A 22,141-nucleotide genomic window follows, 5' to 3' on the forward strand; every position below is an offset into this window, starting at 1 on the left:
ATTTAATTACCCAGTGTCGCTACAAGCATCGCTTTAATAGTGTGCAAACGGTTCTCTGCCTGATCAAACTGAATGCCAGCAACTGACTCAAATACCTCTTCAGACACTTCCATTTCAGTAATACCAAATTTTTGGAAGATTTCTTCACCTACATCCGTATCGCGATTATGGAAAGCAGGCAGGCAATGCATAAATTTAGTAGCACTATTGCCTGTGGCCTTCATTAAGTCACTGTCCACTCGGTAAGGCGTTAGCAGTTTGATTCGCTCTTCCCAAACAGAATCTGGCTCTCCCATAGAAACCCAAACGTCTGTGTGAATAAAGTCACAGCCTTTAACCGCTTCTTTAGGGTCTTCCGTAATGGTGAGCTTTGCGCCGTAACGTTTTTCTAACTCACGTGCGGGTTTTAAAAACGCCTCGCTTGGCCATAATGATTTAGGCGCGGCAATACGTACATCCATGCCCATTAAACAACCTGCGATCATCAATGAATGCCCCATATTAGAATGAGCATCACCCACATAGGCGTAACTGATTTCACTTAGTGTTTTACCACTGCTCTCTCGCATGGTTAACAAATCAGCCAGCATTTGAGTTGGGTGGAATTCATCCGTCAAACCGTTGTATACAGGTACGCCAGCGTATTTAGCTAACTCTTCTACTACGTCCTGACCAAAACCACGATATTCAATCGCATCGAACATACGGCCTAATACACGAGCCGTATCTTTCATGGACTCTTTCTTACCGATTTGTGAACCCGATGGTCCTAAATAAGTCACCTGTGCACCTTGGTCAAAAGAAGCCACTTCAAATGCACACATAGTACGAGTCGAGGATTTTTCAAAGATCAAACAAATATTTTTACCTTTTAATCCCTGTTGCTCCATTCCGGTATATTTTGCGCGTTTAAGATCTCGAGCTAGATCTAATAAGAAAGTCACATCACGCTGAGTAAAATCTAATAGTTTAAGAAAATTTCTATTACGTAAATTAAATGCCATGTTTAAATTCCTTGAATAGAATCAACTGAATTCTAGCCGTAGAGTTTTAGAAATAAGGTTCTAGAGAGAAAGTTCAGTTGATTTAAATAATTTCTATGTGAATGAAATTAATATTTAGTCTTTAATATTCAACTGGATCACGCCAAACTGGACACGTCATACAATGACCGCCACCACGTCCTCGACCTAATTCAGCACCACTAACGGTAATAACTTCTACACCCGCTTTACGTAACAAAGTATTGGTATATGTATTACGGTCATACGCAACAACAACACCTGGCTCTAATGCCACAACATTATTACCGTCATCCCATTGTTCTCGTTCTTTTTGATAACTATCTCCACCAGTTTGCACGACATTAAGTTTTTTAATGTCTAAACATTCCGCTGCGACGTCAAACAAATGTTTCTTTTCTTTACGAAAATCAATGTTGTCAGCATTATCATTTGGTCTTAAGCTATAACATTCAATTTCATCACAGACATCGGTAAAAGCAGTAACGACATCTCGATTGCAGTGACTAAACACCGTATCCAAATGCATGGCTGCACGTGATCGTGGCATTTGACAGGCAACTACTCGAGTCGCGGCGCCCTCTTCAAACAATTTTTTAGCTATTTGCCCAACGGCTTGAGGCGAAGTACGCTCTCCCATTCCTATCAATACACTGCCATTGCCCCACGCCATGACATCTCCGCCTTCAGCGGTTGCTGGGCCATGGTCTTGGTCTGGATCACCCCACCAAATTTTAAAATCCCCATTATTAAACGCCGGAGCAAAAGCTGGGTGAAATCTGTAAATTGCAGTGACTAATAATGTTTCTGGTTTACGAGCTGACCAATACATAGGATTGACTGTCACCCCATTATAAATCCAGCTGCTGTTATCACGAGTAAACTGCGTATTAGGCAATGGAGGGATAACAAAACCATCCTTTCCAAGATAATTACCAAACATGCCGTGAGGCTTAAATGGTAATTCATGCGACGCAATACCACCGATTAAATACATGGCCAATTGCTCAGCAGGCAAACCATCAAGCCAACTCCGCAACTCATTTAACATACCTACACCGACCTGATTTTCATTAATGCGTCGATTTAGAATCCAAGCTCTCGCCTTTTTGTTCTGCACTGTTTCTTTTAATAACTGACCGAATTCAAGTACCTGAACGCCTCGACTTTCCATTTTCATGCAAAAGTCCATATGATCTGTGCGGGCCTGTTGTACCCACAAGACATCGTCATACAATAATTCAGCCGCATTACCTGGTGTTAGACGTGAATGGGCAAGCCCCGGCTGACATACGATGACTTTACGCAATTTACCTACTTCAGAATGAACGCCAAACTCAATCATTTTCGTGTCCTTATTATTATGTAAAAAAGCCTCATCGCTACGCAGAAATACAACTAAACAGAGGCTAAGAAAATATGACCAAACTACTATTTATGCAATGAATGCTTATGCAATGAATGCCGCAACACTAAGAGAACCCATAATAATCAGGCAAAGAATTAACAATAATGGCCAAACAAAACGTAACCATCTTTCATATGGCACTTTAGCAATAGCCAGCCCACCCATTACTACGGCAAAAGTAGGGTTAAATAAATTCACTAAACCGTTAGCAGACTGATAGGCCGTTACGACCAATTCTCGACCCACACCAGAAAAGTCGGCTAATGGTGCCATAATTGGCATACTCAACACTGCCAAACCGGATGAAGAAGGCACAAAAAATGACATAAGAACTTCAATACCAAACATCGCATTAATAAAAACGACTGACGATAAACCACTTAGTGTTTCTTCACCTAGGTGCAAAATGGTATCTGTCATATTGCCGGCATCCATGACCACAACGATGCCTCGCGCAATACCAATAATAATAGCGACACCTAATAGATCTCGAGCACCATTAATAAAGACTTCAGTAAAACTTTTTTCCCCCATTCGGGTCACAAAACCGATTAAAATAGCAGACGCAATAAAGAGTGCGCCCATTTTCGCCATCCACCAGCCTTGGCTTGATACACCCCAAATCATGACGGCAAACGTTAAGGCAAAAATCACCAACACAATTTTATGAGAAAGCGTTAATATCGATTCATTATCAGCATGCATTTCTTTACTGAATTGCGCTTCAATTTCATCTCGATGATCGGCAACAATAGAGAGAGAAGGATCTTTATGAATTTTTTCGGCATAACGCATCACATAAATAACACATGCTAACCAGCCACTAAATAAGATAAACAGACGCAAGCCAATACCCTGAGTAAAAGGAATATCTGCCGCATTGGCAGCAATGACGGTTGCAAATGGATTAATGGTGGAACCAAGACAACCAATCCCAGCCCCTAAAAGAATGATAGCCACCGCCACTAAAGAGTCATAACCCGCTGCGATCATGATAGGAATAAGCAAAGCATAGAAAGCCAATGATTCTTCTGCCATGCCATAGGTACTACCACCCAGTGCAAATAACGCCATCAGAATGGGAATCATCCATTTTTCATGGCCTTTAAATTTCACCATCGCTTGCGAGATACCCGTATCAATAGCTCCAGTATTTGTTACCACACCTAAGAAACCACCAATAATCAACACGAACAAAGCCACATCAATTGCCGCCGCTTCGTAACTGTCTGGATTATAAAAACCAGCAATCGGTGCAAGAAGTACATCAACCACCCCTTGAGGGTTAGCATCAACTTGTTGATACGTTCCCGGAACCGGGATTTCCTTTCCTAACACTACGTTTTCAACGCGTTCATACTGTCCTGCGGGCACAACCCAAGTGCCAGCAGCAAGTAATGCAATTAATAAAAATAGAATGGTATAAGCAGTTGGAAATTTAAAAGTCATTATTAGCGTCCTTTCCCAATAAAGTAATTTTGTTTGCTATTTTTTATTTTTAACAATACCTATTCGAAATCAACCTATAAATAAAAGTATAAATATGTATTTTTATTTAAAAATTTTATAAATAACTGAACCCATATCACAAAAATATTATGCATCTTTTTAATAGCATTAAGCATTGTCTTAGATCAGTAAATAATCATTACTAGATTTATTTAAATCCGATGGAAGATGTAAACAATTTCTTTTTCCTTATCTTTTCAACAACCTAGCTAATAGCTTGATTATTCGGTTTGTATTAATTTAAATAGAGGATTGATAAAGAATGCTTCTACTAAAAATTAAATCGAAAACATAATAAAGTGATTAGACAACTAGCCCGGAGCAAAAAAACTAATTTTGAGGATTCCAAATGACTTCAATATCAACACCTCAAAGAGACGCTTTGAAATGCGACCTTCATTCGTCACGTAGAGACGAGCAACTGTTGCACGCCCTACTCACCACAAATCAGATGGCGGAAGCAGACCGATTGACTATCGACTATGGCATCACTGCAGAGACCTTAATGGAAAATGCGGGCCGTGCAGTAGCAACGGCTATTATGAATCGGTGGAATATTTGTCCTGTAGTGGTGCTTTGTGGTCCCGGTAATAATGGTGGTGATGGCTTTGTGGTGGCACGACTCTTAGCAGAAGCAAACTGGCCAGTACGTGTGGCTTTGCTTGTTCCTTTAGAGAAAATTCAAGGCTGTGCGTCTTATCATGCTGCACGTTGGAATGGGCCAATAGACACCTTAACCACGGCAACACTAGAAGGTGCCGAATTAATTGTCGATGCACTCTTTGGTGCGGGGCTAAGTCGTTCTTTAGAAGGCGTTGCGGCCCAAGTATTAACCGCAGCGTCGGCGAAAAACACACCGATTATTGCTGTCGATGTTCCAAGTGGATTAATGGGCGATACAGGCGAAAATATGGGAGCCGTACCTTGTGTATTAACCGTGATGTTTTTCCGAAAGAAAATTGCTCATCTACTGCAACCGGGGAAAAGATTGTGCGGAGATCTAATCGTAGCAAACATAGACACCCCCTCTTCAGTGTTCGACTGCATTTCTCCAGATTGCTATGAAAACCACCCTTCTTTATGGGTGAACGCCTTGCCTATTCTTAATGTTGATAGTCACAAATACAATCGTGGTCACGCTTTGGTTTGGGGTGGTTGGCCGATGACAGGAGCGGCTCGCATGGCCGCACTTTCTGCCGCTCGTGTTGGCGCAGGGCTGACGAGTGTCGCAGTGGATACCAGTCAAAATGACATCGCATTATCTGTCTATGCGATCACTCTCACCAGCATTATGGCCAAGCCTGTTACGACTCAGCAAGATTTAGACACAATTTTGTCCGATAAACGCATTACCGGACTCCTTATAGGTCCTGGCGCCGGTGTGGGTTCTGATACCAAACTAAGGGTCTTGTCCATGCTAAAATCAGGGCAAGCGACGGTGCTTGATGCCGATGCTCTTTCATCATTTCAACAAGATCCTGAATCCTTATTTCAGGCCATTAATGGTCCATGCGTACTGACACCACATGAAGATGAATTTAGCCGTTTGTTCGCAGATCTCGTTCCTACCAGTGACAATAAACTCGCTCGTGCTCGCGCAGCAGCAAAAATAAGCAGAGCCATTGTGATATTAAAAGGCAATGATACCGTAATCGCGGCACCGGATGGTCGTGCCATCATCAATGCCAATGCACCATCGACCTTGGCAACAGCAGGGTCAGGCGATGTTTTGGCGGGGATTACACTGGGATTACTAACGCAAGGAATGGAACCCTTCCTTGCCTCTGCAGCCGCGGTTTGGTTACATGGTGCAGCCGCAACACATTTTGGCTTAGGGTTAATTGCTGAAGATTTACCCGATCAATTACCCGCTGTTTTAAAACAATTAGTACAGCTTAAAAAACAACCTGATACTTAATTAAGCACAAACTTAATTAAGTATTTCAAAGCCCGAAATCACATCAAACAATTCTGCATCAATACCACTTTGACGCAAGCTATGAAACGTTCTATTTAATTCTTCTTTCAGCTCATCAATATTCTTTTCAGCCCGTTGCATGGCGGCTAAGCGACTGGCATTTTCACTGGCTAATGACTCAGCACAGGCCCTAAAAAGACTCACAAAAAGATATTCTCGTACAAATGCTCGTAACGTTTGATCTTGTTCAGGCATCACTTCAGCGAGATTATTCGTCGGCCATTCAGTGTCTGCTAGATGATTTTCCCAAATAGCGTCTAGAGGTAATAGTTGATGACTGACAGGCCGATAAATAGAGCCTAATTCAGGTCGATGATAAAAAAGATACACTTTATCAATCGCTCCACTCTCTCGTTGTGCTTCCACTTCGTTCAAAACCTTTCCCACTAATTCGGTAATAGTATTAATAGAGCTAGGTAGAACAAAGCTTTTGCCTGTTTTCAATTTTGTATCGAGCAAACGAGATTCTATCCGTTCACCTACTGCCCATACGATTTTTTCAGCGGGTAAATTAGCTAATGATTCGACAAGAAATTCGACCATGACCTCATTAAATTGGCCAACTAAGCCCTGATCAGAACCAAAAACAATAACCCCAATTGCGGGTGGCTTTTTCAGGGATGAGTTGATCGCGACTGGAGGCAAATCAAGTGATGATTTAATTCGTTGATTACTCGCTGATAGACAAGCCACCAGCCCAAGCTGTACCGTTTGATAATAATCATCCAATGAATGCACCGCTTTTTCGTATTGCCCTATACTCGAAGACGCAATCGTTTTCATACTGCGCACAACAGATTGAAGATCTTGAGCACTGTTAATTTTATGGCGCAAACTGGCAATACTATCTCTCATATAGCGTCACCAGAAGTCTGATCTTTGACGACCAAATCAGATGAAAACGCGATAAGAGCTTGGCGTGAAAGCGTGAGGATAGTGTTTTTATCTTCTTCGTTTAATTTATTGACGCTATTTAATCGTTCAATCAGTTCATCCGAAACGTTAACAGCGGCATCACGTACTAATTTCTCTGCCGCTGGCATATCCTCTAAGATGATGTCATCGAACAAGTCGGCCGTCAAAGCGACCAATACAAAAATCTGCTCCACCATGGAAACCGGTGCAAATTCTGGTTGCATCAAGCAGGCTCGTATACGTCGACCATGCTCAATCATTTTGAGTGTACTGTCGTCTAACCTTGCACCAAAACGAGCAAACGTTTCTAACTCTTCAAATTGCGCATAGGACAATTTAAGATCGACGGTTACACCTCGGTACGCCGCTCGTTGAGCTTTACCACCCACACGAGATACAGATTTACCCACATCAACAGCAGGCAAAACACCCAACTCAAACAAAGCAGGTGAAAGATAAATTTGACCATCCGTTATCGAAATTAAGTTAGTTGGAATGTAGGCAGAAATATCCTGAGCTTCCGTTTCAATAATCGGCAAAGCCGTCAAGGAGCCGCCACCAAGTTCCTCACTTAGATGTGTCGCACGCTCTAAAAGCCGTGAATGAATATAGAAAATGTCACCGGGAAAAGCTTCTCGACCCGGAGGACGACGTAACAATAAAGACAGTTCACGATACGCTCGCGCATGATGAGTCAAATCGTCATACACGATTAATACATCACGCCCCTGCTCCATGAAGAATTCCGCAATACTTGTGGCCGCATAAGGAGCAAGATACGCAAGGCCTGGTGGATCATTGCCTTCTGTTACCACCACAATCGTGTATTCCAATGCGCCTTGTTCGCGCAATGTCGAAATTACTTTTGCAACACCAGAAGCGCGTTGGCCAATAGCACAATATACGCACAAAACATTCTTGCCACGCTGATTCAAAATCGTATCCAACGCAATGGCCGTTTTACCCGTTTGTCGATCGCCCAGAATTAATTCTCGCTGCCCAAGTCCAACCGGAATTAATGCATCAATGACCTTAATCCCTGTCTGCAAAGGCACACTTACCGCGGCTCTATCCATTATGGCGGGAGAGGGTCGCTCTACAGGCCGACGCTCCGTCGTTACCAGTTTTCCTTTACCATCTAGTGCTTCTCCGATCGGATTAATAATTCGTCCAATCAAGTTTTGTCCAACGGGCACATCGACAACATGACCCATTCGTTCAACTTCATCTCCTGCTTGCAAATGCCAATAATCGCCCAGCAGAACCACGCCGATTTCATTTTCATCTACATTAAAAGCAATACCATAAATCTCACCAGGGAACTTAAGCAGCTCTTCATAGCCAACACCCGGCAAACCAGACACTTTGGCAATACCAGTCGCAATACTCGTGATAACACCCACCTCACGGGGTGCTAATTCAGGCTCAAATGATTCCCTAGCCTGCGTTAGTCCTGAGAATAACTCATCAAACATTGACTTCATGAGACTGTCTCTTTGTTCTGATCTTTTTCAGATGAATAGTCTAGATTCTGAGCTTCATTACGTGATTCAAGCACTTCATTTACATGTTGCGTCAATGTCGTGAGGTACTCCGCGATACTCCAACCTATTTTCTGACCATTGGTATTAATCTCGATACCACTAATTAGCGTTGGCTCAATAGCAAACTGAATCTCAACTGAATCGCCCACAATGGCGTGAAGCGCCTTTTTAACAAGTTCACTTTGCTCTTTTGGTAGTTCAAATGCGGTATGAACAATTAAAGGCTGGTTAACCTCTTTAAAGGCATTCTTTAACGTGTCTTTTTCTTCCTCTTTTAAATCAGCCAAGCGCTGGGCAAAAACAATTGCCATACTCGATTCTAAGCTAGTTTCAGCAAGATCATTGAGTGTTTTACGAACGATCAAAAACACCTCTTTTTGCGCTCTCTCACTGAGGGAACCCTGTAAGCTAAGTTGTTCTTGTTTCAATGCTAATTCAAGCTTGTTACGCAGTGCATCGGCTTCATGTCGTACTAGACCAAGCAGGCGTATCTTTTCAATTTTAGCTTCTGCTGTCGCTTGCGCCATATTTGTCGCAGCGTAGTTATCGAACTCAACATTCTTCTGTTGAAATAAAGCACGTTGCTGCTCGGCTTCCACTCTTTTTTCATCCGCATCAGCAAGTTCATCTGCAATATGTTTCTCACGAGCATCAATCGCATCAAGAATAGGACGATACAAAAATCGCTTCAACAACCATACGAGAACAAGAAAGTTGATAAGTTGCGCGATAACGGTAAACCAATCAATCAGCATAATTTATTGACCTATAGCTTGGGCAACGCCGTAGTTCCAGAAAGGGTTGGCAAATAATAAAATCATTGATACCACAAAACAGTAAATCGCAGTGGATTCAATCATTGCCAAACCAACAAACAAGGTTCGTGTAATGGTTGCTGATGCATCTGGCTGTTGAGCCAATGAAGACAGCGCAACGGCAACAGCTCGACCTTCTCCTAATGAAGGACCAATAACGCCAATCGCAATAGTTAGTCCTGAGGTAATAATTGATGCCACCGCAATAATCGTCATGTAATCCATAGTCACTCCGTAAATAGTCATAAAGTTTCACTGGGCGTAACTGCCGCAGTTTTTTGAGTACTCGTAGCCGCCGCGATATACACGGTTGCCAGAACAAAAAAGATATAGGCCTGCACAATACCCGTTAATAAACCAAGTAAAGTCATTACAACAGGAAATAAGAAAGGGGTAATGGTAAGCAGGATCGCAATAATCATCGCGCCACTCATCATGTTGCCAAATAAACGTACCGCCAACGCCAAGGTTCGAGATACTTCGCTGATAATATTAAAAGGCAGCATAATGATGGTTGGTTTGGTATAGGAAGCAAGATAGCGCCACAAACCTTGTTCTTGAATACCGAATAACGGCACAGCCACCAAAACACATAAGGCCAATGCCGCTGTGGTAGAGAGGGAGCCCGTCGGTGGCTCAAATCCTGGAACCACCGTACCAAGAGCACATAACGCAATAAACAAAAATAACGAGCCTAAAAAACCAAGGTATTTATGAGGCTGACTTAAACCGACTTCTTCAATCTGTTTATTAATGGTGATCACCACGACTTCCAGCACGTTTTGCCAGCGAGAGCGTTGTATACCAGAAGATAACTTTCGCGTAATTAACATAGAGCCCAGTACTAACACTAAAATGATCAACCAAGTAAAGACAATGGTGGCATTTAGTTTTAGAAAACCCATTTGCCAGTAGAGAATTTGATCCGGACTAAGGTGCATTATGCTCTACCTCTTGAGTTGTGACCCTAGGCTCTACCTTAATCAAAGTATTCTCCTTCGATTTAATGAAGCGCGTAGCAAATAGCCGCAACACCATAAACCCAAGCAAACCTAGCAGTAATTGCTGCCAACTATTTCCTAGCAACACATAAAAACCAGCGACAACAACACTAATACGAAACAACATACTTACTAGGAATAATAAGGCAACAGATGGACTGGTACTTAACCGACGTACCGTCAACCAAAGACCTCCAAAATAAAAAGCGCCTAGAACTAAACCTACAAAAACGGCAAATACACCACTAACCCATAGGTTATCGCCAAAATTAATTAGCATCATCATTCCCCTCATCTTGATGAATATCTTTTTCTTCCTTTGCAACCCAATGCCATGCATTAAAACAACCAAGACAAAGACCAACAACCAGCAACGCGAGAGTCCATGAACGATCTTGCGGATAAACATCATCTAACCAAATACCAAGCGCGGCACCGAGTAAAGTAGGTATCGCTACAGACCAACCCACTAACCCCATCATGCCTAAACCAGACCATACGGTTTTAGTCACATCACGTTGTGCTTTGAGTTTACGCTCGGCCATATCACCGACATGTTGACTGTAGTTTTGTTGGCTATCACTACTGCTCGTCTTGCTTTCATGTTTAAGGTCTTTTTGTTTAATACCTTCTTGCTTAAGATCTACATTTGGCTCTTCTTTCATAATGCGGTTGTATCCTGTTTAAAAGCGGCTAAACGTTGGACAAAACTGCCTTCCATTTTGGTCAAAACAGAGCGCAATTTTTTTTCTTGTTCGTTGAGTTGCATAAATTCTTTCTCTACCGCCAATCGTAATTCATCCAACCCCATTCCACTCATGGCATTACGTACAGAAACCCGCACATCCAATCCCGCTTTTATTAACACACCTTCATCAATAGCGAGATACACTTCCTTTTCATCTTTTGTTTCAAATACGAGTATCCCCGCAGACAAAGAAGCCACACAATCCAATCGATGTGGCAATATGCCAAATGCCCCTTGATGAGTCATGGCGACAATCCGCAAGACCTCATGCTCTTCAGCAAACACTTTATAAGGTAATAAAACCTTAAGCGTCATGTACGCTGGTGGCATTTTTGTCCTCCTCAACGGCTAGCTTTTTATGCGCTTCATCAATCCTACCTATCATATATAGAGCACTTTCAGGATAGTCTTCAAATTCATCATTCAAAATTCGTTCACATCCGTCCAACGCATCCTCTAGGCTAACCAATTTTCCAGACATACCCGTGAATTGCTCAGTCGTAAAAAACGGTTGCGTTAAAAAACGCTCTAATCGTCGTGCACGACCCACCACCTTGTGATCTTCTTGGGATAATTGCTCCATACCCAACATAGCAATAATGTCTTTTAGTTCGCCATATTGCGCCAAGGTACGACGAATATCTTGTGCAAGGTCATAGTGCCTTCTGCCGATAACGCTGGGCGTTGCCATTTTCGAACTTGACTGTAATGGATCAATGGCTGGATAAAGCCCTTCGCTGGCGCGTTTTCGAGATAACACAATAGAGGCAGAAAGGTGCGAAAAAGTATGTACGGCTGCAGGATCCGTAAAATCATCGGCAGGCACGTAGACGGCCTGAATTGAAGTAATTGCACCACTTCCTGTATTGGCAATTCGCTCTTCTAATTGAGACAACTCAGTGCCCATAGTAGGCTGATAACCAAGTCGTGCTGGCATTTTCCCCATTAATCCGGATACTTCCATTCCTGCTTGAATAAAACGAAAAATATTATCCATCAATAGCAATACATCACGCTGTTCATCGTCTCGAAAGTATTCCGCCATGGTTAATGCCGCATGTCCAACTCGAAAACGTGCTCCAGGTGGCTCATTCATTTGGCCAAACATCATGACCATGTTGTCCAATACGCCAGCGTCTCTCATTTCACGGTAAAGCTCCTCGCCTTCTCGGCAACGCTCACCAATACCACAAAATATACTGACACCCGCATGTTGGCCGACCATGTTATGAATCATTTCAGTCAGTAATACTGTTTTGCCAACCCCTGCGCCACCAAATAGTCCGGCCTTACCGCCACGTTCCAGAGGCATCAAAACATCAATCACTTTAATACCAGTCTCAAATACTTGAGTTTTAGTCGAGCGTCTTTCCAGTGCTGGTGGCTCATTATGAACAGAGCGCCATTCGACATCAGTCAGCGCTGTTTTTTTATCGATGGTGTTACCAAACACATCAAACATGCGTGACAAGATTTCTTTTCCAACAGGAACTTGTAGAGGCTTGCCTGTATCTTCAACCAACATACCTCTTGCAAGGCCTTGTGTTGGCGTCAGCGCAATACCACGAACTCTCTGCGTATCTAGTTGAGAAAAAACCTCAATGGAAATCTGATTATCTGCGCCGGTTTGCAATAAAGAACGGATAGGAGGCAAATATTCTTCGAATAATATATCGACGACACTACCGCGTATTGAGATTACCCTACCCGTGTTATTCGACCTGATTGCTGATGTCATATGCTTCGACGATCCCTTTTCAATGGCCCTTTATTGCAAGGGTTACGGTTATTGGAGAGCTATAAAGATCTAGTTCTCAAAGTAACTGATTCTTGAGTACAGAAATGTGCTTTTGTAATCCGTCGATCTCATCCAGTAACTCTAAGCTCAAAGCAACGCCAGACAAGTTCAACTTAAGTCCATCCATCAATCGCTGTGCACGCTGTACTCGTACTAAAGCTTGGCTATTAAAATACCAAATATCGAGTAATGGCTGCTCAATCGGATCAACGATTCCGTACTCCACCATTTCAATAATCATGTCGGTATGAGCACCACAACGCTCACATACTTCCGCCAAGGTAAATAATAAATGCTCATGCTGAGAATTAATCACTACTATCTCTGATTTAGACATCATTATTTACCTCTCAAGAATTTGACGTGGATTAAAGTTGGATTCACACTCAGCCAGTTTCTGGTAGAGCGCCTTAGCGTCAGCGTTGTGCTCCTTAGGCAAATTAACTTGTAAGGTGACAATCTGATCACCAGATGCTTTTTCACCCTTACCAACCAAACCTTTGCCTTTAATACGCAATTTGTTTCCACTATTTGAAGCGGGCGGGATTTTTAATTTCACTTTACCGTTAATAGTCGGCACCTCTACCGTCGCGCCTAATACGGCTTCCCAACAAGTGACTGGCAATGTCAGTAAAATATTCACACCATCAACGGCAAAATAAGGATGCGGTGCAAACTCAATTTCTAACAGTAAATCGCCTGCTTTGCCTTGACCAACACCCAACTCTCCCTGCCCTGCCAAACGGATATGCTGACCTTCTATAACGCCAGCGGGGATTTTTACATTTAGTGTCTTGTCTCTTTGCTTTATCTGGCCATGTTCATCAGGTTCAGACACTCGTAATGATATTTGTCGCTGGCAACCTTGATAAGCTTCTTCGAGAAACAAAGCAATTTTATAGTATAAGTCTCGTCCTCGGCGATTCGCATTTCCTGAGCGTTGAAAATCATCAGATTGATGAAAACTTGCACCATTAGCACCAAAAATCGAATCGAAGAAATCACTAAAATCACTGTCCGAATGTTGGCTGTGTCCACCACCCGCATGAGAAGATTGCCAATCAGGAGGCGGTTGATATCCACCACCAGATCGATACGTACCTTGTGCTCGTAATGCATCGTATTCAGCACGTTTTTCTTTATCTTTTAAAACAGCGTAAGCTTCACCTACGTCTTTGAATTGCTGTTCAGCATTGTCGTCTTTGCTGACATCAGGGTGATATTTTCTGGCAAGTTTACGGTAGCTTGCTTTTATTGCGGAAGCGTCGGCTTTTTCAGTGACGCCCAGAATTGTGTAATAGTCTTTAAACTCCATACAACCCCACTTAACATCGTAACCAATTTTTCGAATTAGTTAATTTGGTGTATTAATCTTACAACCATCATAAACCTTTCTTTATTAATTACTGTGCAATATCAAATAAAGCTGATCTAGATCTAAAAAATACATGACCTTCTTCTTTTCTCATAGTATCGAGCAGTGGTGTAACTAGCGAGTTACACAGGCCCTTTAACACCATGGTTAATGAAACCCTTACGTTTCTACCTCATATCATCTTATGAAGAGCGAATTTTTCTTATACCAGTGGAAGGCGTTATTCCCCAAATCGCCTTGAAAACTTTATACATTCCTAATAAAAATAGGACAGGGATCAACATGGTTTTAAAGATGAATAAGGCCATAAGATTCAAAAAATTATCCATCGCTAAATTCAGAGAATCAACAAAACCAACAATCTTGTTTTTCGCGGCAAACGCTAAGTTATTAAAACCATTTTTGATGTTCTGAAATGTGCTGACATTGTCATTTTCATACTGTTCTTTAAGGGATTCATAATCACCTCGATGGTCATCTAGGTCATTTTGAAGATCTTCAATATCCCCTTCTGTCATATAAAGTTCATGACGCAGTAGACTACTTTTTTGTTGTAACTGTTTTAATGCATCGGAAGGGTTAAGCAAATTATTGATGACCGAGGTCTTGGCTGATTGTTCCTCAATTCGACGTTCCGTCTCAACAAGGTCAGATTCGATAGTGCGTTTTTCTTTTTTAAGTGTGTTTATATCAATAGAAAGACGCAATGCTTGCTCTTCTTCATGGTCCATATCCAGCTTGATTTGCTGTTTAATTTCACTGGTCAAATCAAGGTTCTGATTCAGCTGTGAAGAAGAAATAGGAAAAGTATTCAGAGTTTTGTTTTCTTTTTCTATCGAGTCATTTAAAAACGCACTGTCCACGAAACTCGTCGCTATTGCCACCAGCGCAATTGAAAACTTACAGGCTAACGCGAACACAAAGACCTTGTAACTCAATACTCTGTATTCTCTAAGCATGTATTTTGTCGTAATAAAAACCAAACCTGAAAGCGTTAAGAAGACCTTGAAATGAATCGTTTGCAGTATTTCAACAATAAGTTTTTGAATTAATAAAGAAGAAATGGAATATTTCATAATGGTAGAAAAATCTTCTACCAAATCATTCAAGGGATCAAGCAATTCACCAATTTGTATAGAACCCACAAACGGCGCTTGCAACGTGATCGTCGACAACACAGAAACCGTCGAGTTAAATGCCTTTGCAATCCCAAATGACACCAAAGACGTCGCGATAGAGGCATTAATGTATTCCTCTGCGTATTGGTCAATAAAACCAAACCAACAGATAAGAATCAAAAACATCACCGCCAACATATCTCGGTTGCTCTTAACGAATTTCATCATCTTTACTGTCCTTAAAAATAAATACTGCCATCAAACACGTTACCATTGATTACTGCTTATTTTAAACTTTTGTAAAGTATAGCGGAGGTTTCATCAATCTCTGCTGTAAAGCTGACATTGAATAAATGTGCTTATTTGCTTGGAATGAAAGGTGTCGCACTTTGCGACTTGATTCAGAGATAACTAAACCGTTATCTAAATGAACGACAAGATATAAAAAGTAAAAAAAAGCCTGATATCAGATCAGGCTTCATGTTTTCAGTCCTAAGAAAAAACTCTCAATTTACTGACTTAAGCGTAAAATCAGAATTCCCGCGAGTGCTGCGACCAACCCCAAGATCTCTTGACGACTGAAGGTTTCTTTTAAGAAAACTCGTGAATACAACAAAATGATCAAGATATTCATTGCTGAGATAGCAGAAACCAAGCCTGTGGTACCAATAGCAAAAGCAGATAATATCGCCATCATCCCTGCCACATTCGTTAAACCAACAAGCATGCCACAACCGAATGTTTTTATATTAGACCAATGCGGAATCACATCATTATTATCATGGTCCATCACTCGACGGTTTTTCAACCAGCTCATGGCAAATAAGAAACTACCAAAGCCAAACATAAGCGTTAATGTCGAAAACATATCGGCATCAAGACGAGTTGATTGCTTACCAAACAAGTCATTTAAGGCAAAACATATTGCTGCAAGTAACCCCCATTGCGCGCCTTGTAAGTTACGAAATGAAATATCATTCGAATAACGTATGGTATAAAGCCCAACAAAAATAACAACGAAACCAATTAGCTGTTGAGTGGTTAGCGTCTCACCCCAAAATAAGAAAGCAAGCAATACAACAAAGAGTGGTGGCAACCCTGACAAAATACTGATGAGAGAGGCTTTACCGACTGAAAAACCTTTGTGTAACGCCGCATTAGCAGCAAAAGAACCAAACCCCATTGCTAGACCGACTGCAACATCTGTCCATGCATACCACTGCTGATCCAACACTAGCATCGCAATAGAACTAATAACAAAACCAACAAAAAACACACCGAATAACATTAAGTTTCGGTTAATATTTTTTTGCGATGTCCATTGATACATCACCCCCCTCATGCCAAAAAATAGAGCCGCTAGTAACGCATAGATAATCCACATGATTGATTCCTTATATTTATTTTTAGATCACTTTGTACAGGTTGCAAGTATTAAGCACTCTCACATTATTAGGTAGAGTGTATCCGTTGGTTTTAAAAACAAAGCGCCATTGTACATAGTTATTTATATAATTCTGCATACTAAGCGTTTTTTGATATTAAAATCATACAAATAGAAATATCACATGGAAATATTCAATAGAGTGTTACGTCATTATGAGATTACTGGGAATATAAACATCCCAGTATGGTTGATTATAAAGAAAGGATTAAATCACGCCATTGCTGACGATAAAGGTTTAATAATGGTTTTATTTGGGCATCGCATATAGCCAGACTGAGACGGCCCTTAAGTTTTAAACTTTTATTAGAGAGTAAAGCTGCACCACCAGAGGTTCCTGTTACATCACGAGATGCATAGATTTCATTTTGACTACGCATACATGCAAGTAAGGTAAGGAAGTTTATGTTATTACTAAAGGCTCCTTCAACAATCACTGTTTCACTAGTGTCCATCAGATCAAGACAATAATCCGTCATCAAGGCCACATAAACATCCGCCAAAGCCGACTGCTGGGCTGACGTCAGCTCCATACCCCGATCAATAATACGCCCCTCATTATGAGCAAATGGTCCACCACCTTTAGCAAAGGCTGGAATAGCCAGTATGCCATGCTCCAAAATAAAACTTATATCACTCAAACTTGCCTTGGCATCACTACGAAGTTGCTCCCACTCACGCCCCCCCATAAAGCGGATTGTGGGTGTAGCACGACCAAGCGCGTCAACATTGGCAAGCATATCCTTGTCTTCCCGTAATAAATCCAACTTGCCATTAATGGTGGCTATGACCGTCCAGGTACCACTTGAGACAACCGTAAGTTTTTCCATCGGTTGCCCAATGTAAGGTACAAGTGAGGCATTGGAATCATGTATACCGTTAAAAATAACACAGCTGGGTGGCAAGCCTATTTCATCTGCTAATTCAGGTAATATCACTCCAAGTTTAGCACCAGTTTCCATAACTTCAGGAAAAAGTCCCGCCCACTTTTGTTGTTCACAAAAACCAGAAAATTGACAACTGGTTGGGTTCCAAAGATCCGTATGACAACCTAGTGAAGTGACTTCTGATACTTTATTGCCACTGAGTTTAAAGCCCCAATATTGCGGATATAAGAGTAATGAATCAATCGTTTCAAATTCAGTCGAAAATCGTTCTTGCTGCCAAAATAATTGCGCGCCCAAGTTCAGCCCTTGAGGTAGCCTTGGACTAAAGGATTCACTGAAAGCAGGACGCACTGTATCGTATTTTTCTTTAAATTCGGACACACCATCGTATTCATAATCCAAAATTGGCAGAGCCAATTTGTCGCCACTCATACAGGCGATGGTGGCGCCATGAGTTGTAATAGCAATGCTGGTAATGAAATACCCTTGTGCTAAATCAGCTAAAGTATCTTTGATCCAACGCCAAATAGAATCCTCATCTACATGGGGATAAGGTGGAGCATCGATAACGACATTTGTACGTTTTGCAATATGTAATAACGCTCCCGTTTGTCCATCCATCAAACATATTTTGATGTTAGTTTTACCAATATCTAATACAGCGACTACTCGATGCTTATCAGGTTGCTCAATATTAAACTGAAAGACTTCTTCTAAAACATCAGCCACGGGTTCAAAGGATGGTACCTTGGTTTCCATAATATCCGCCATGTACTCCCACCAACGCTGCATAACAGGATGGCTAGCCAAGGCTTCAATATCTAGATCATCCGCATCGAAAGTAGCGTAAAGCCGATTCTCATTACGATCCAAATGAATATAATAATTGCGAATACCATGTTGTTTAAGGTGCTTAGCCAATTCTGGCCATAAATCACTATGGCGTTGCCTATATTCCTCTTCACAACCCTCATGCAAATACATTACCGAGGCGTATCTCATAACACTTTCGCCTTCTTGCATTTATACATGGTAATCAACACAGGTAAACTCACCACAGTAATCAGCATGACACCAACAATAATGGTCATTACAATGCCTGGAATATTCAGTAGCCCCATCCCAAAGGTTACTAATCCCATTAAGATTACAGCCAAAACAACGCCAGCAATGGTACCGCTTCCTCCCAGAATACTGACACCGCCCAATACGACCATGGTGATAATGCTTAACTCCCACCCCATGGCAATGCTTGGACGTGTGCTTCCTAAACGAGAAGTTAATAATACGGCTGCAACTCCAGACATAGCACCAACCAAGGTAAACAGAATCAAACGGTGTTTATCTACCTTAATACCGGAAAAATAAGACGCGTCTGGATTATTGCCGATCGCATAGGTATAACGACCAAAAGTGGTTCGATGTAATAGCCAATAAAATACTAAGGCAAAGAAAGCAAAAAGCACCAATTCAAAAGAAAACACCCAGTACACATAACCTTGGCCAAAAAACTCAAAGCCGTCTGGGTAGTCACGAACCACTTGATCCCCCAATAGAATATAACTAATGCCACGAAATAAACTCATCGTACCTATCGTTACCACAATTGAAGGAATCTTAAAGCGCGTCACTAAGAGACCATTAACCAAGCCACAAACAGCACCAACAAAAACACCAACCAAAACCACCATATAAATCGGTGCGCCCATTTGCGCAACCAATCCCATAAAAGTACTGGACAGTGAGATAATAGCAGCCACAGATATATCAATTTCTTTGGCTATAATCAGCATTGCCATTGGCAAAGCAATTAATGCTTTTTCCGTGAAATTAAAAGTCGCATCCGACAGATTCCAAGGATCTAAAAAGTAAGGTGATAAATATGAATTCATCACAAAGACGAACATGACAATCAGAATTAAAAAGGTCTCCCAACGAAAGAGCTTCTGCAATTTACTGGTTAACAGTACATCTGGTGTGGCTGTTTTTTTTATTATTGTGTCCATGAAAGCCTCTTAATTGACCTGTGCAGAGTCGGCTGACTCATCCGATTTACGAAGAATAATGCGCGCTTTGTTTTTGTCTGAACTCGCATTAGCAATGACGGCTATAATAATCACCAATCCTGAAATTGCCATTTGCCAAAAAGGGGAAACGCCGATAATAGGTAAAGCATTATTCACCACGCCAATAAATAAGGCTCCAATGACGCAACCAACAACCGTCCCTACACCACCCACAATGCTGATCCCACCGATAACACAAGCGGCAACAACTTGAAGTTCAAAACCATTGGCGACATCCACATAAGCCACAGCAAACCGTGAAACCCATAAATAGCCACATAAACCAGCTAGTGTACCGGACACTAAAAAAGCGTAGAACTGTACTTTTCCGACGTTTACACCAGAATAAAATGCTGCCATCGGATTACCACCAGCGGAATAAAAGTTACGTCCCCAGACACTGAATTTCATCGCCCAAAAGACAATAATGATAGCGGCAATCGCCATCCAACCAAGCACAGGCATAGACAGTATTTCAAACCGAGGAAGCGCAATAAAAGAGGCACTCATTTGATGAGAATTCACCCAAGCACCGTCAGACAGTAAAAATGTCGAACCGCGATAAATACTCATAGTGCCAAGCGTAATGACAATGGAAGGTACTTTTAACAACCAAACAAACAAGCCATTGATTGCACCTAAAAACGCGCCAATCAATAACGACAGTAGAATCAAAAATGCCATATTAATATCAGGAAAATATCGATTCACCATCGCTACCACCATGCCGGTGAAAGCTACGTTGGCAGCAACTGAAAGGTCAATACAACGGGTTAAAATAACCATCATCTGACCCAACGCCAGCATAATCAAGATAGAGGTATCATTGAAAATACTGATGCTGTTAGACAAGCTAATAAAATCAGGGTTAATCGCTCCTACACCAAAAAACATTACTAACACAATCAGGCTTAACACACCTTCACGGGAATAAATAAAATGTCTTAGCATACAACTATTCCTCCAGTAGCCAGAGAAACAACCTTTTCTGGTGTCGCGTCAGCACGTGACAACTCTCCAACAATTAAACCTTCATTCATTACTAAAATACGATCAGACATACCAAGAATCTCTGGTAATTCAGAAGACACCATAATCACCGACAAACCAGAGTCCACCAATTCAGACATAAATGCATGCACCGCAGATTTAGAACCAATATCGATACCTTTTGTTGGTTCATCCAAAATAATAACTTTAGGATTGGTCGCCAACCATTTTGCAATAACCACTTTTTGTTGATTACCACCTGATAGGTTCATTACTTTTTCATTCCAACTAGAGGCTTTCACTTGCAAACGTTCGCAATATTGACGTGCTAGTGTCATTTCACCTTCTTGGTCAACTTGTCCATTTTTCGTCAAACGCTCTATTTGTGGCAAACTGACATTTTGGTAAATCGGTAACTCCAATACGATACCTTGTTTTTGTCGCTCTTCTGGCACATACACAATACCGTTATCAATCGCCTCTTTAGGAGAGTGAATAGTGACTTCTTTACCCTCCATTTTTACAGTTCCAGTGACCTGCTCTGAAGTACCAAACAAGGCTTGCATGACTTCGGTTCTTCCCGAACCGACCAAACCATAGATGCCTAAAATTTCGCCTTTCTTCAAACTAAAACTGATATTGGCAAATTCAGTGGTATGACATAAGTTCACCACTTCCAATAAAGTCTCACCAATATTAACGTCCTTCTTCGGATAGGTTTCATCAATGCTACGCGCCACCATCATTTCCACCAGTTGCGCTTCATTTACATCTTTAACAAAACCTTCACCAACATAACGACCATCACGGAACACGGTATAACGATCTGCCAAAGCGAAAATCTCATCAAATTTATGAGTAATAAACAGAATGGCTTTGCCTTGTTTTTTTAATGTATTGACCAGTTCATATAATTCATGAATTTCATGATGGGATAAGGCGGCCGTTGGTTCATCCAAAATAACTACTTTTGCGTCAACCGATAAAGCACGAGCAATACCAACCATGTGTTTTTGGCCAATGCTTAACTCGCGCAAAATTTGATTTGGGTTCATAGGTGCATTAATTGACGACAATATTTCTTGTGACCGCGTCACCATTGTCGACCAATCAATTGAAAAATATTTAGTCATAGGGTAATTACCCAAAAAAATATTCTCAGCGACTGTCAGATCATCAAATAAAACCGTTTCCTGATGAATTGCGGTAATACCTAAGGCATGAGAATCATGCGGGGAATGAAACTGTACAGGTTTACCATTAAAAATAATTTCCCCACCATCCGGCTGATAAATGCCAGTCATGGTTTTTACCAAAGTCGATTTACCTGCGCCATTCTCTCCAATCAAAGCCGTCACTTGTCCGGGATACAAATGCAAATCGACAGCATCAAGAGCCTTCACGCCAGGAAAGACCTTACTTACTTTTTTTAAGCTAAAAATCGCATTATTTTTCATAACGTTGCTCTTATTTTTATTCATTATGAGTCTTTTTTACACTCTAAAAAGGGCGTAGATGGGCCC

The 22,141-nt window shown here is 41.4% G+C and carries 21 protein-coding genes; 1 reads left to right on the top strand and 20 read right to left on the bottom strand.

Annotation, left to right across the window (positions count from 1 at the left end; all coding sequences use genetic code 11):
* Window positions 1-2: 2 nt before the first annotated feature.
* The 3 genes from argF to MUS1_RS04190 form a co-directional block, all read right to left on the bottom strand.
* Entirely contained in the window at window positions 3-1,004 is a 1,002-nt protein-coding gene (gene argF, locus MUS1_RS04180) for an ornithine carbamoyltransferase (protein ID WP_036159488.1), read from the bottom strand.
* Window positions 1,005-1,125: 121 nt separating this feature from the next.
* The gene (locus tag MUS1_RS04185; protein WP_036159490.1) at window positions 1,126-2,367 is read right to left on the bottom strand and encodes an arginine deiminase; all 1,242 of its coding nucleotides are present in this window, start codon (window positions 2,365-2,367) and stop codon (window positions 1,126-1,128) included.
* Between the two features lie 105 nt (window positions 2,368-2,472).
* The gene (locus MUS1_RS04190) at window positions 2,473-3,879 is read right to left on the bottom strand and encodes a YfcC family protein (RefSeq protein WP_036159492.1); all 1,407 of its coding nucleotides are present in this window, start codon (window positions 3,877-3,879) and stop codon (window positions 2,473-2,475) included.
* Window positions 3,880-4,288: 409 nt separating this feature from the next.
* On the opposite strand from MUS1_RS04190, the gene MUS1_RS04195 reads away from it, so the two are divergent.
* On the top strand, window positions 4,289-5,857 hold the full coding sequence (locus MUS1_RS04195) for an NAD(P)H-hydrate dehydratase (protein ID WP_084035550.1): 1,569 nt from the start codon (window positions 4,289-4,291) through the stop codon (window positions 5,855-5,857).
* A 12-nt stretch (window positions 5,858-5,869) separates the two neighbouring features.
* On the opposite strand, the gene MUS1_RS04200 is transcribed toward MUS1_RS04195, so the two are convergent.
* The 17 genes from MUS1_RS04200 to MUS1_RS04280 all read right to left on the bottom strand — a co-directional run bounded on the left by MUS1_RS04200 (window position 5,870) and on the right by MUS1_RS04280 (window position 22,075).
* Window positions 5,870-6,772, bottom strand: coding sequence for a F0F1 ATP synthase subunit gamma (locus MUS1_RS04200; RefSeq protein WP_036159493.1), 903 nt, complete (start codon window positions 6,770-6,772; stop codon window positions 5,870-5,872).
* Window positions 6,769-8,316 carry an alternate F1F0 ATPase, F1 subunit alpha gene (locus MUS1_RS04205; RefSeq protein ID WP_036159496.1) on the bottom strand — a complete coding sequence of 516 codons (1,548 nt, stop codon included), beginning with the start codon at window positions 8,314-8,316 and terminating at the stop codon, window positions 6,769-6,771. The genes MUS1_RS04200 and MUS1_RS04205 overlap by 4 nt, the downstream gene beginning before the upstream one ends.
* Window positions 8,313-9,131, bottom strand: coding sequence for a F0F1 ATP synthase subunit delta (locus MUS1_RS04210; RefSeq protein ID WP_036159497.1), 819 nt, complete (start codon window positions 9,129-9,131; stop codon window positions 8,313-8,315). Before MUS1_RS04210 ends, MUS1_RS04205 begins: the two co-directional genes overlap by 4 nt.
* Window positions 9,132-9,134: 3 nt before the next feature.
* Window positions 9,135-9,437 (bottom strand): F0F1 ATP synthase subunit C, encoded by a 303-nt coding sequence (locus MUS1_RS04215; RefSeq protein WP_245595739.1) that lies wholly within the window; start codon window positions 9,435-9,437, stop codon window positions 9,135-9,137.
* Window positions 9,434-10,132 carry a F0F1 ATP synthase subunit A gene (locus tag MUS1_RS04220; protein ID WP_036159503.1) on the bottom strand — a complete coding sequence of 233 codons (699 nt, stop codon included), beginning with the start codon at window positions 10,130-10,132 and terminating at the stop codon, window positions 9,434-9,436. Before MUS1_RS04220 ends, MUS1_RS04215 begins: the two co-directional genes overlap by 4 nt.
* On the bottom strand, window positions 10,122-10,478 hold the full coding sequence (locus MUS1_RS04225; protein WP_245595740.1) for an ATP synthase subunit I: 357 nt from the start codon (window positions 10,476-10,478) through the stop codon (window positions 10,122-10,124). The genes MUS1_RS04220 and MUS1_RS04225 overlap by 11 nt, the downstream gene beginning before the upstream one ends.
* Window positions 10,462-10,857 (bottom strand): AtpZ/AtpI family protein, encoded by a 396-nt coding sequence (locus MUS1_RS04230; RefSeq protein WP_036159506.1) that lies wholly within the window; start codon window positions 10,855-10,857, stop codon window positions 10,462-10,464. Before MUS1_RS04230 ends, MUS1_RS04225 begins: the two co-directional genes overlap by 17 nt.
* Window positions 10,854-11,270 carry a F0F1 ATP synthase subunit epsilon gene (locus MUS1_RS04235; RefSeq protein WP_036159508.1) on the bottom strand — a complete coding sequence of 139 codons (417 nt, stop codon included), beginning with the start codon at window positions 11,268-11,270 and terminating at the stop codon, window positions 10,854-10,856. The genes MUS1_RS04230 and MUS1_RS04235 overlap by 4 nt, the downstream gene beginning before the upstream one ends.
* Entirely contained in the window at window positions 11,245-12,678 is a 1,434-nt protein-coding gene (atpD, locus tag MUS1_RS04240) for a F0F1 ATP synthase subunit beta (RefSeq protein ID WP_036159509.1), read from the bottom strand. The genes MUS1_RS04235 and atpD overlap by 26 nt, the downstream gene beginning before the upstream one ends.
* 76 nt (window positions 12,679-12,754) lie before the next feature.
* Window positions 12,755-13,078 (bottom strand): chaperone modulator CbpM, encoded by a 324-nt coding sequence (locus MUS1_RS04245; RefSeq protein ID WP_084035551.1) that lies wholly within the window; start codon window positions 13,076-13,078, stop codon window positions 12,755-12,757.
* Between the two features lie 3 nt (window positions 13,079-13,081).
* Window positions 13,082-14,053, bottom strand: a complete 972-nt coding sequence (locus tag MUS1_RS04250; protein ID WP_036159513.1) for a DnaJ C-terminal domain-containing protein — start codon at window positions 14,051-14,053, stop codon at window positions 13,082-13,084.
* Window positions 14,054-14,295: 242 nt separating this feature from the next.
* On the bottom strand, window positions 14,296-15,459 hold the full coding sequence (locus tag MUS1_RS04255; RefSeq protein ID WP_036159515.1) for a coiled-coil domain-containing protein: 1,164 nt from the start codon (window positions 15,457-15,459) through the stop codon (window positions 14,296-14,298).
* Window positions 15,460-15,742: 283 nt separating this feature from the next.
* Window positions 15,743-16,615: a DMT family transporter gene (locus tag MUS1_RS04260; protein WP_036159517.1), complete on the bottom strand. Its 873-nt coding sequence runs from the start codon at window positions 16,613-16,615 to the stop codon at window positions 15,743-15,745.
* 254 nt (window positions 16,616-16,869) lie between these two features.
* On the bottom strand, window positions 16,870-18,564 hold the full coding sequence (locus MUS1_RS04265) for an L-rhamnose mutarotase (RefSeq protein WP_051436098.1): 1,695 nt from the start codon (window positions 18,562-18,564) through the stop codon (window positions 16,870-16,872).
* Complete coding sequence (locus MUS1_RS04270; protein ID WP_036159519.1) at window positions 18,561-19,568, bottom strand: ABC transporter permease; 1,008 nt, start codon at window positions 19,566-19,568, stop codon at window positions 18,561-18,563. Before MUS1_RS04270 ends, MUS1_RS04265 begins: the two co-directional genes overlap by 4 nt.
* Window positions 19,569-19,577: 9 nt before the next feature.
* The gene (locus MUS1_RS04275) at window positions 19,578-20,579 is read right to left on the bottom strand and encodes an ABC transporter permease (protein ID WP_036159521.1); all 1,002 of its coding nucleotides are present in this window, start codon (window positions 20,577-20,579) and stop codon (window positions 19,578-19,580) included.
* A complete protein-coding gene (locus MUS1_RS04280; protein ID WP_036159523.1) occupies window positions 20,573-22,075 on the bottom strand; it encodes a sugar ABC transporter ATP-binding protein in 1,503 nt (500 codons plus the stop codon). Before MUS1_RS04280 ends, MUS1_RS04275 begins: the two co-directional genes overlap by 7 nt.
* Between the last annotated feature and the right edge of the window lie 66 nt (window positions 22,076-22,141).

The sequence above is a fragment of the Marinomonas ushuaiensis DSM 15871 genome (genome assembly GCF_000521805.1).
Lineage (GTDB): Bacteria > Pseudomonadota > Gammaproteobacteria > Pseudomonadales > Marinomonadaceae > Marinomonas > Marinomonas ushuaiensis.

Coding starts and splice junctions, on each gene's coding strand:
- MUS1_RS04260 (WP_036159517.1), bottom strand. CDS start 16,615: ATGTGGATTATCTATGCGTTACTAGCGGCTCTATTTTTTGGCATGAGG.
- MUS1_RS04215 (WP_245595739.1), bottom strand. CDS start 9,437: ATGACTATTTACGGAGTGACTATGGATTACATGACGATTATTGCGGTG.
- MUS1_RS04245 (WP_084035551.1), bottom strand. CDS start 13,078: ATGATGTCTAAATCAGAGATAGTAGTGATTAATTCTCAGCATGAGCAT.
- MUS1_RS04225 (WP_245595740.1), bottom strand. CDS start 10,478: ATGATGATGCTAATTAATTTTGGCGATAACCTATGGGTTAGTGGTGTA.
- MUS1_RS04220 (WP_036159503.1), bottom strand. CDS start 10,132: ATGCACCTTAGTCCGGATCAAATTCTCTACTGGCAAATGGGTTTTCTA.
- MUS1_RS04250 (WP_036159513.1), bottom strand. CDS start 14,053: ATGGAGTTTAAAGACTATTACACAATTCTGGGCGTCACTGAAAAAGCC.
- MUS1_RS04230 (WP_036159506.1), bottom strand. CDS start 10,857: ATGAAAGAAGAGCCAAATGTAGATCTTAAGCAAGAAGGTATTAAACAA.
- MUS1_RS04255 (WP_036159515.1), bottom strand. CDS start 15,459: ATGATGAAATTCGTTAAGAGCAACCGAGATATGTTGGCGGTGATGTTT.
- MUS1_RS04205 (WP_036159496.1), bottom strand. CDS start 8,316: ATGAAGTCAATGTTTGATGAGTTATTCTCAGGACTAACGCAGGCTAGG.
- MUS1_RS04210 (WP_036159497.1), bottom strand. CDS start 9,131: ATGCTGATTGATTGGTTTACCGTTATCGCGCAACTTATCAACTTTCTT.
- MUS1_RS04280 (WP_036159523.1), bottom strand. CDS start 22,075: ATGAAAAATAATGCGATTTTTAGCTTAAAAAAAGTAAGTAAGGTCTTT.
- MUS1_RS04270 (WP_036159519.1), bottom strand. CDS start 19,568: ATGGACACAATAATAAAAAAAACAGCCACACCAGATGTACTGTTAACC.
- MUS1_RS04185 (WP_036159490.1), bottom strand. CDS start 2,367: ATGATTGAGTTTGGCGTTCATTCTGAAGTAGGTAAATTGCGTAAAGTC.
- argF (WP_036159488.1), bottom strand. CDS start 1,004: ATGGCATTTAATTTACGTAATAGAAATTTTCTTAAACTATTAGATTTT.
- MUS1_RS04275 (WP_036159521.1), bottom strand. CDS start 20,579: ATGCTAAGACATTTTATTTATTCCCGTGAAGGTGTGTTAAGCCTGATT.
- atpD (WP_036159509.1), bottom strand. CDS start 12,678: ATGACATCAGCAATCAGGTCGAATAACACGGGTAGGGTAATCTCAATA.
- MUS1_RS04190 (WP_036159492.1), bottom strand. CDS start 3,879: ATGACTTTTAAATTTCCAACTGCTTATACCATTCTATTTTTATTAATT.
- MUS1_RS04235 (WP_036159508.1), bottom strand. CDS start 11,270: ATGCCACCAGCGTACATGACGCTTAAGGTTTTATTACCTTATAAAGTG.
- MUS1_RS04195 (WP_084035550.1), top strand. CDS start 4,289: ATGACTTCAATATCAACACCTCAAAGAGACGCTTTGAAATGCGACCTT.
- MUS1_RS04265 (WP_051436098.1), bottom strand. CDS start 18,564: ATGAGATACGCCTCGGTAATGTATTTGCATGAGGGTTGTGAAGAGGAA.
- MUS1_RS04200 (WP_036159493.1), bottom strand. CDS start 6,772: ATGAGAGATAGTATTGCCAGTTTGCGCCATAAAATTAACAGTGCTCAA.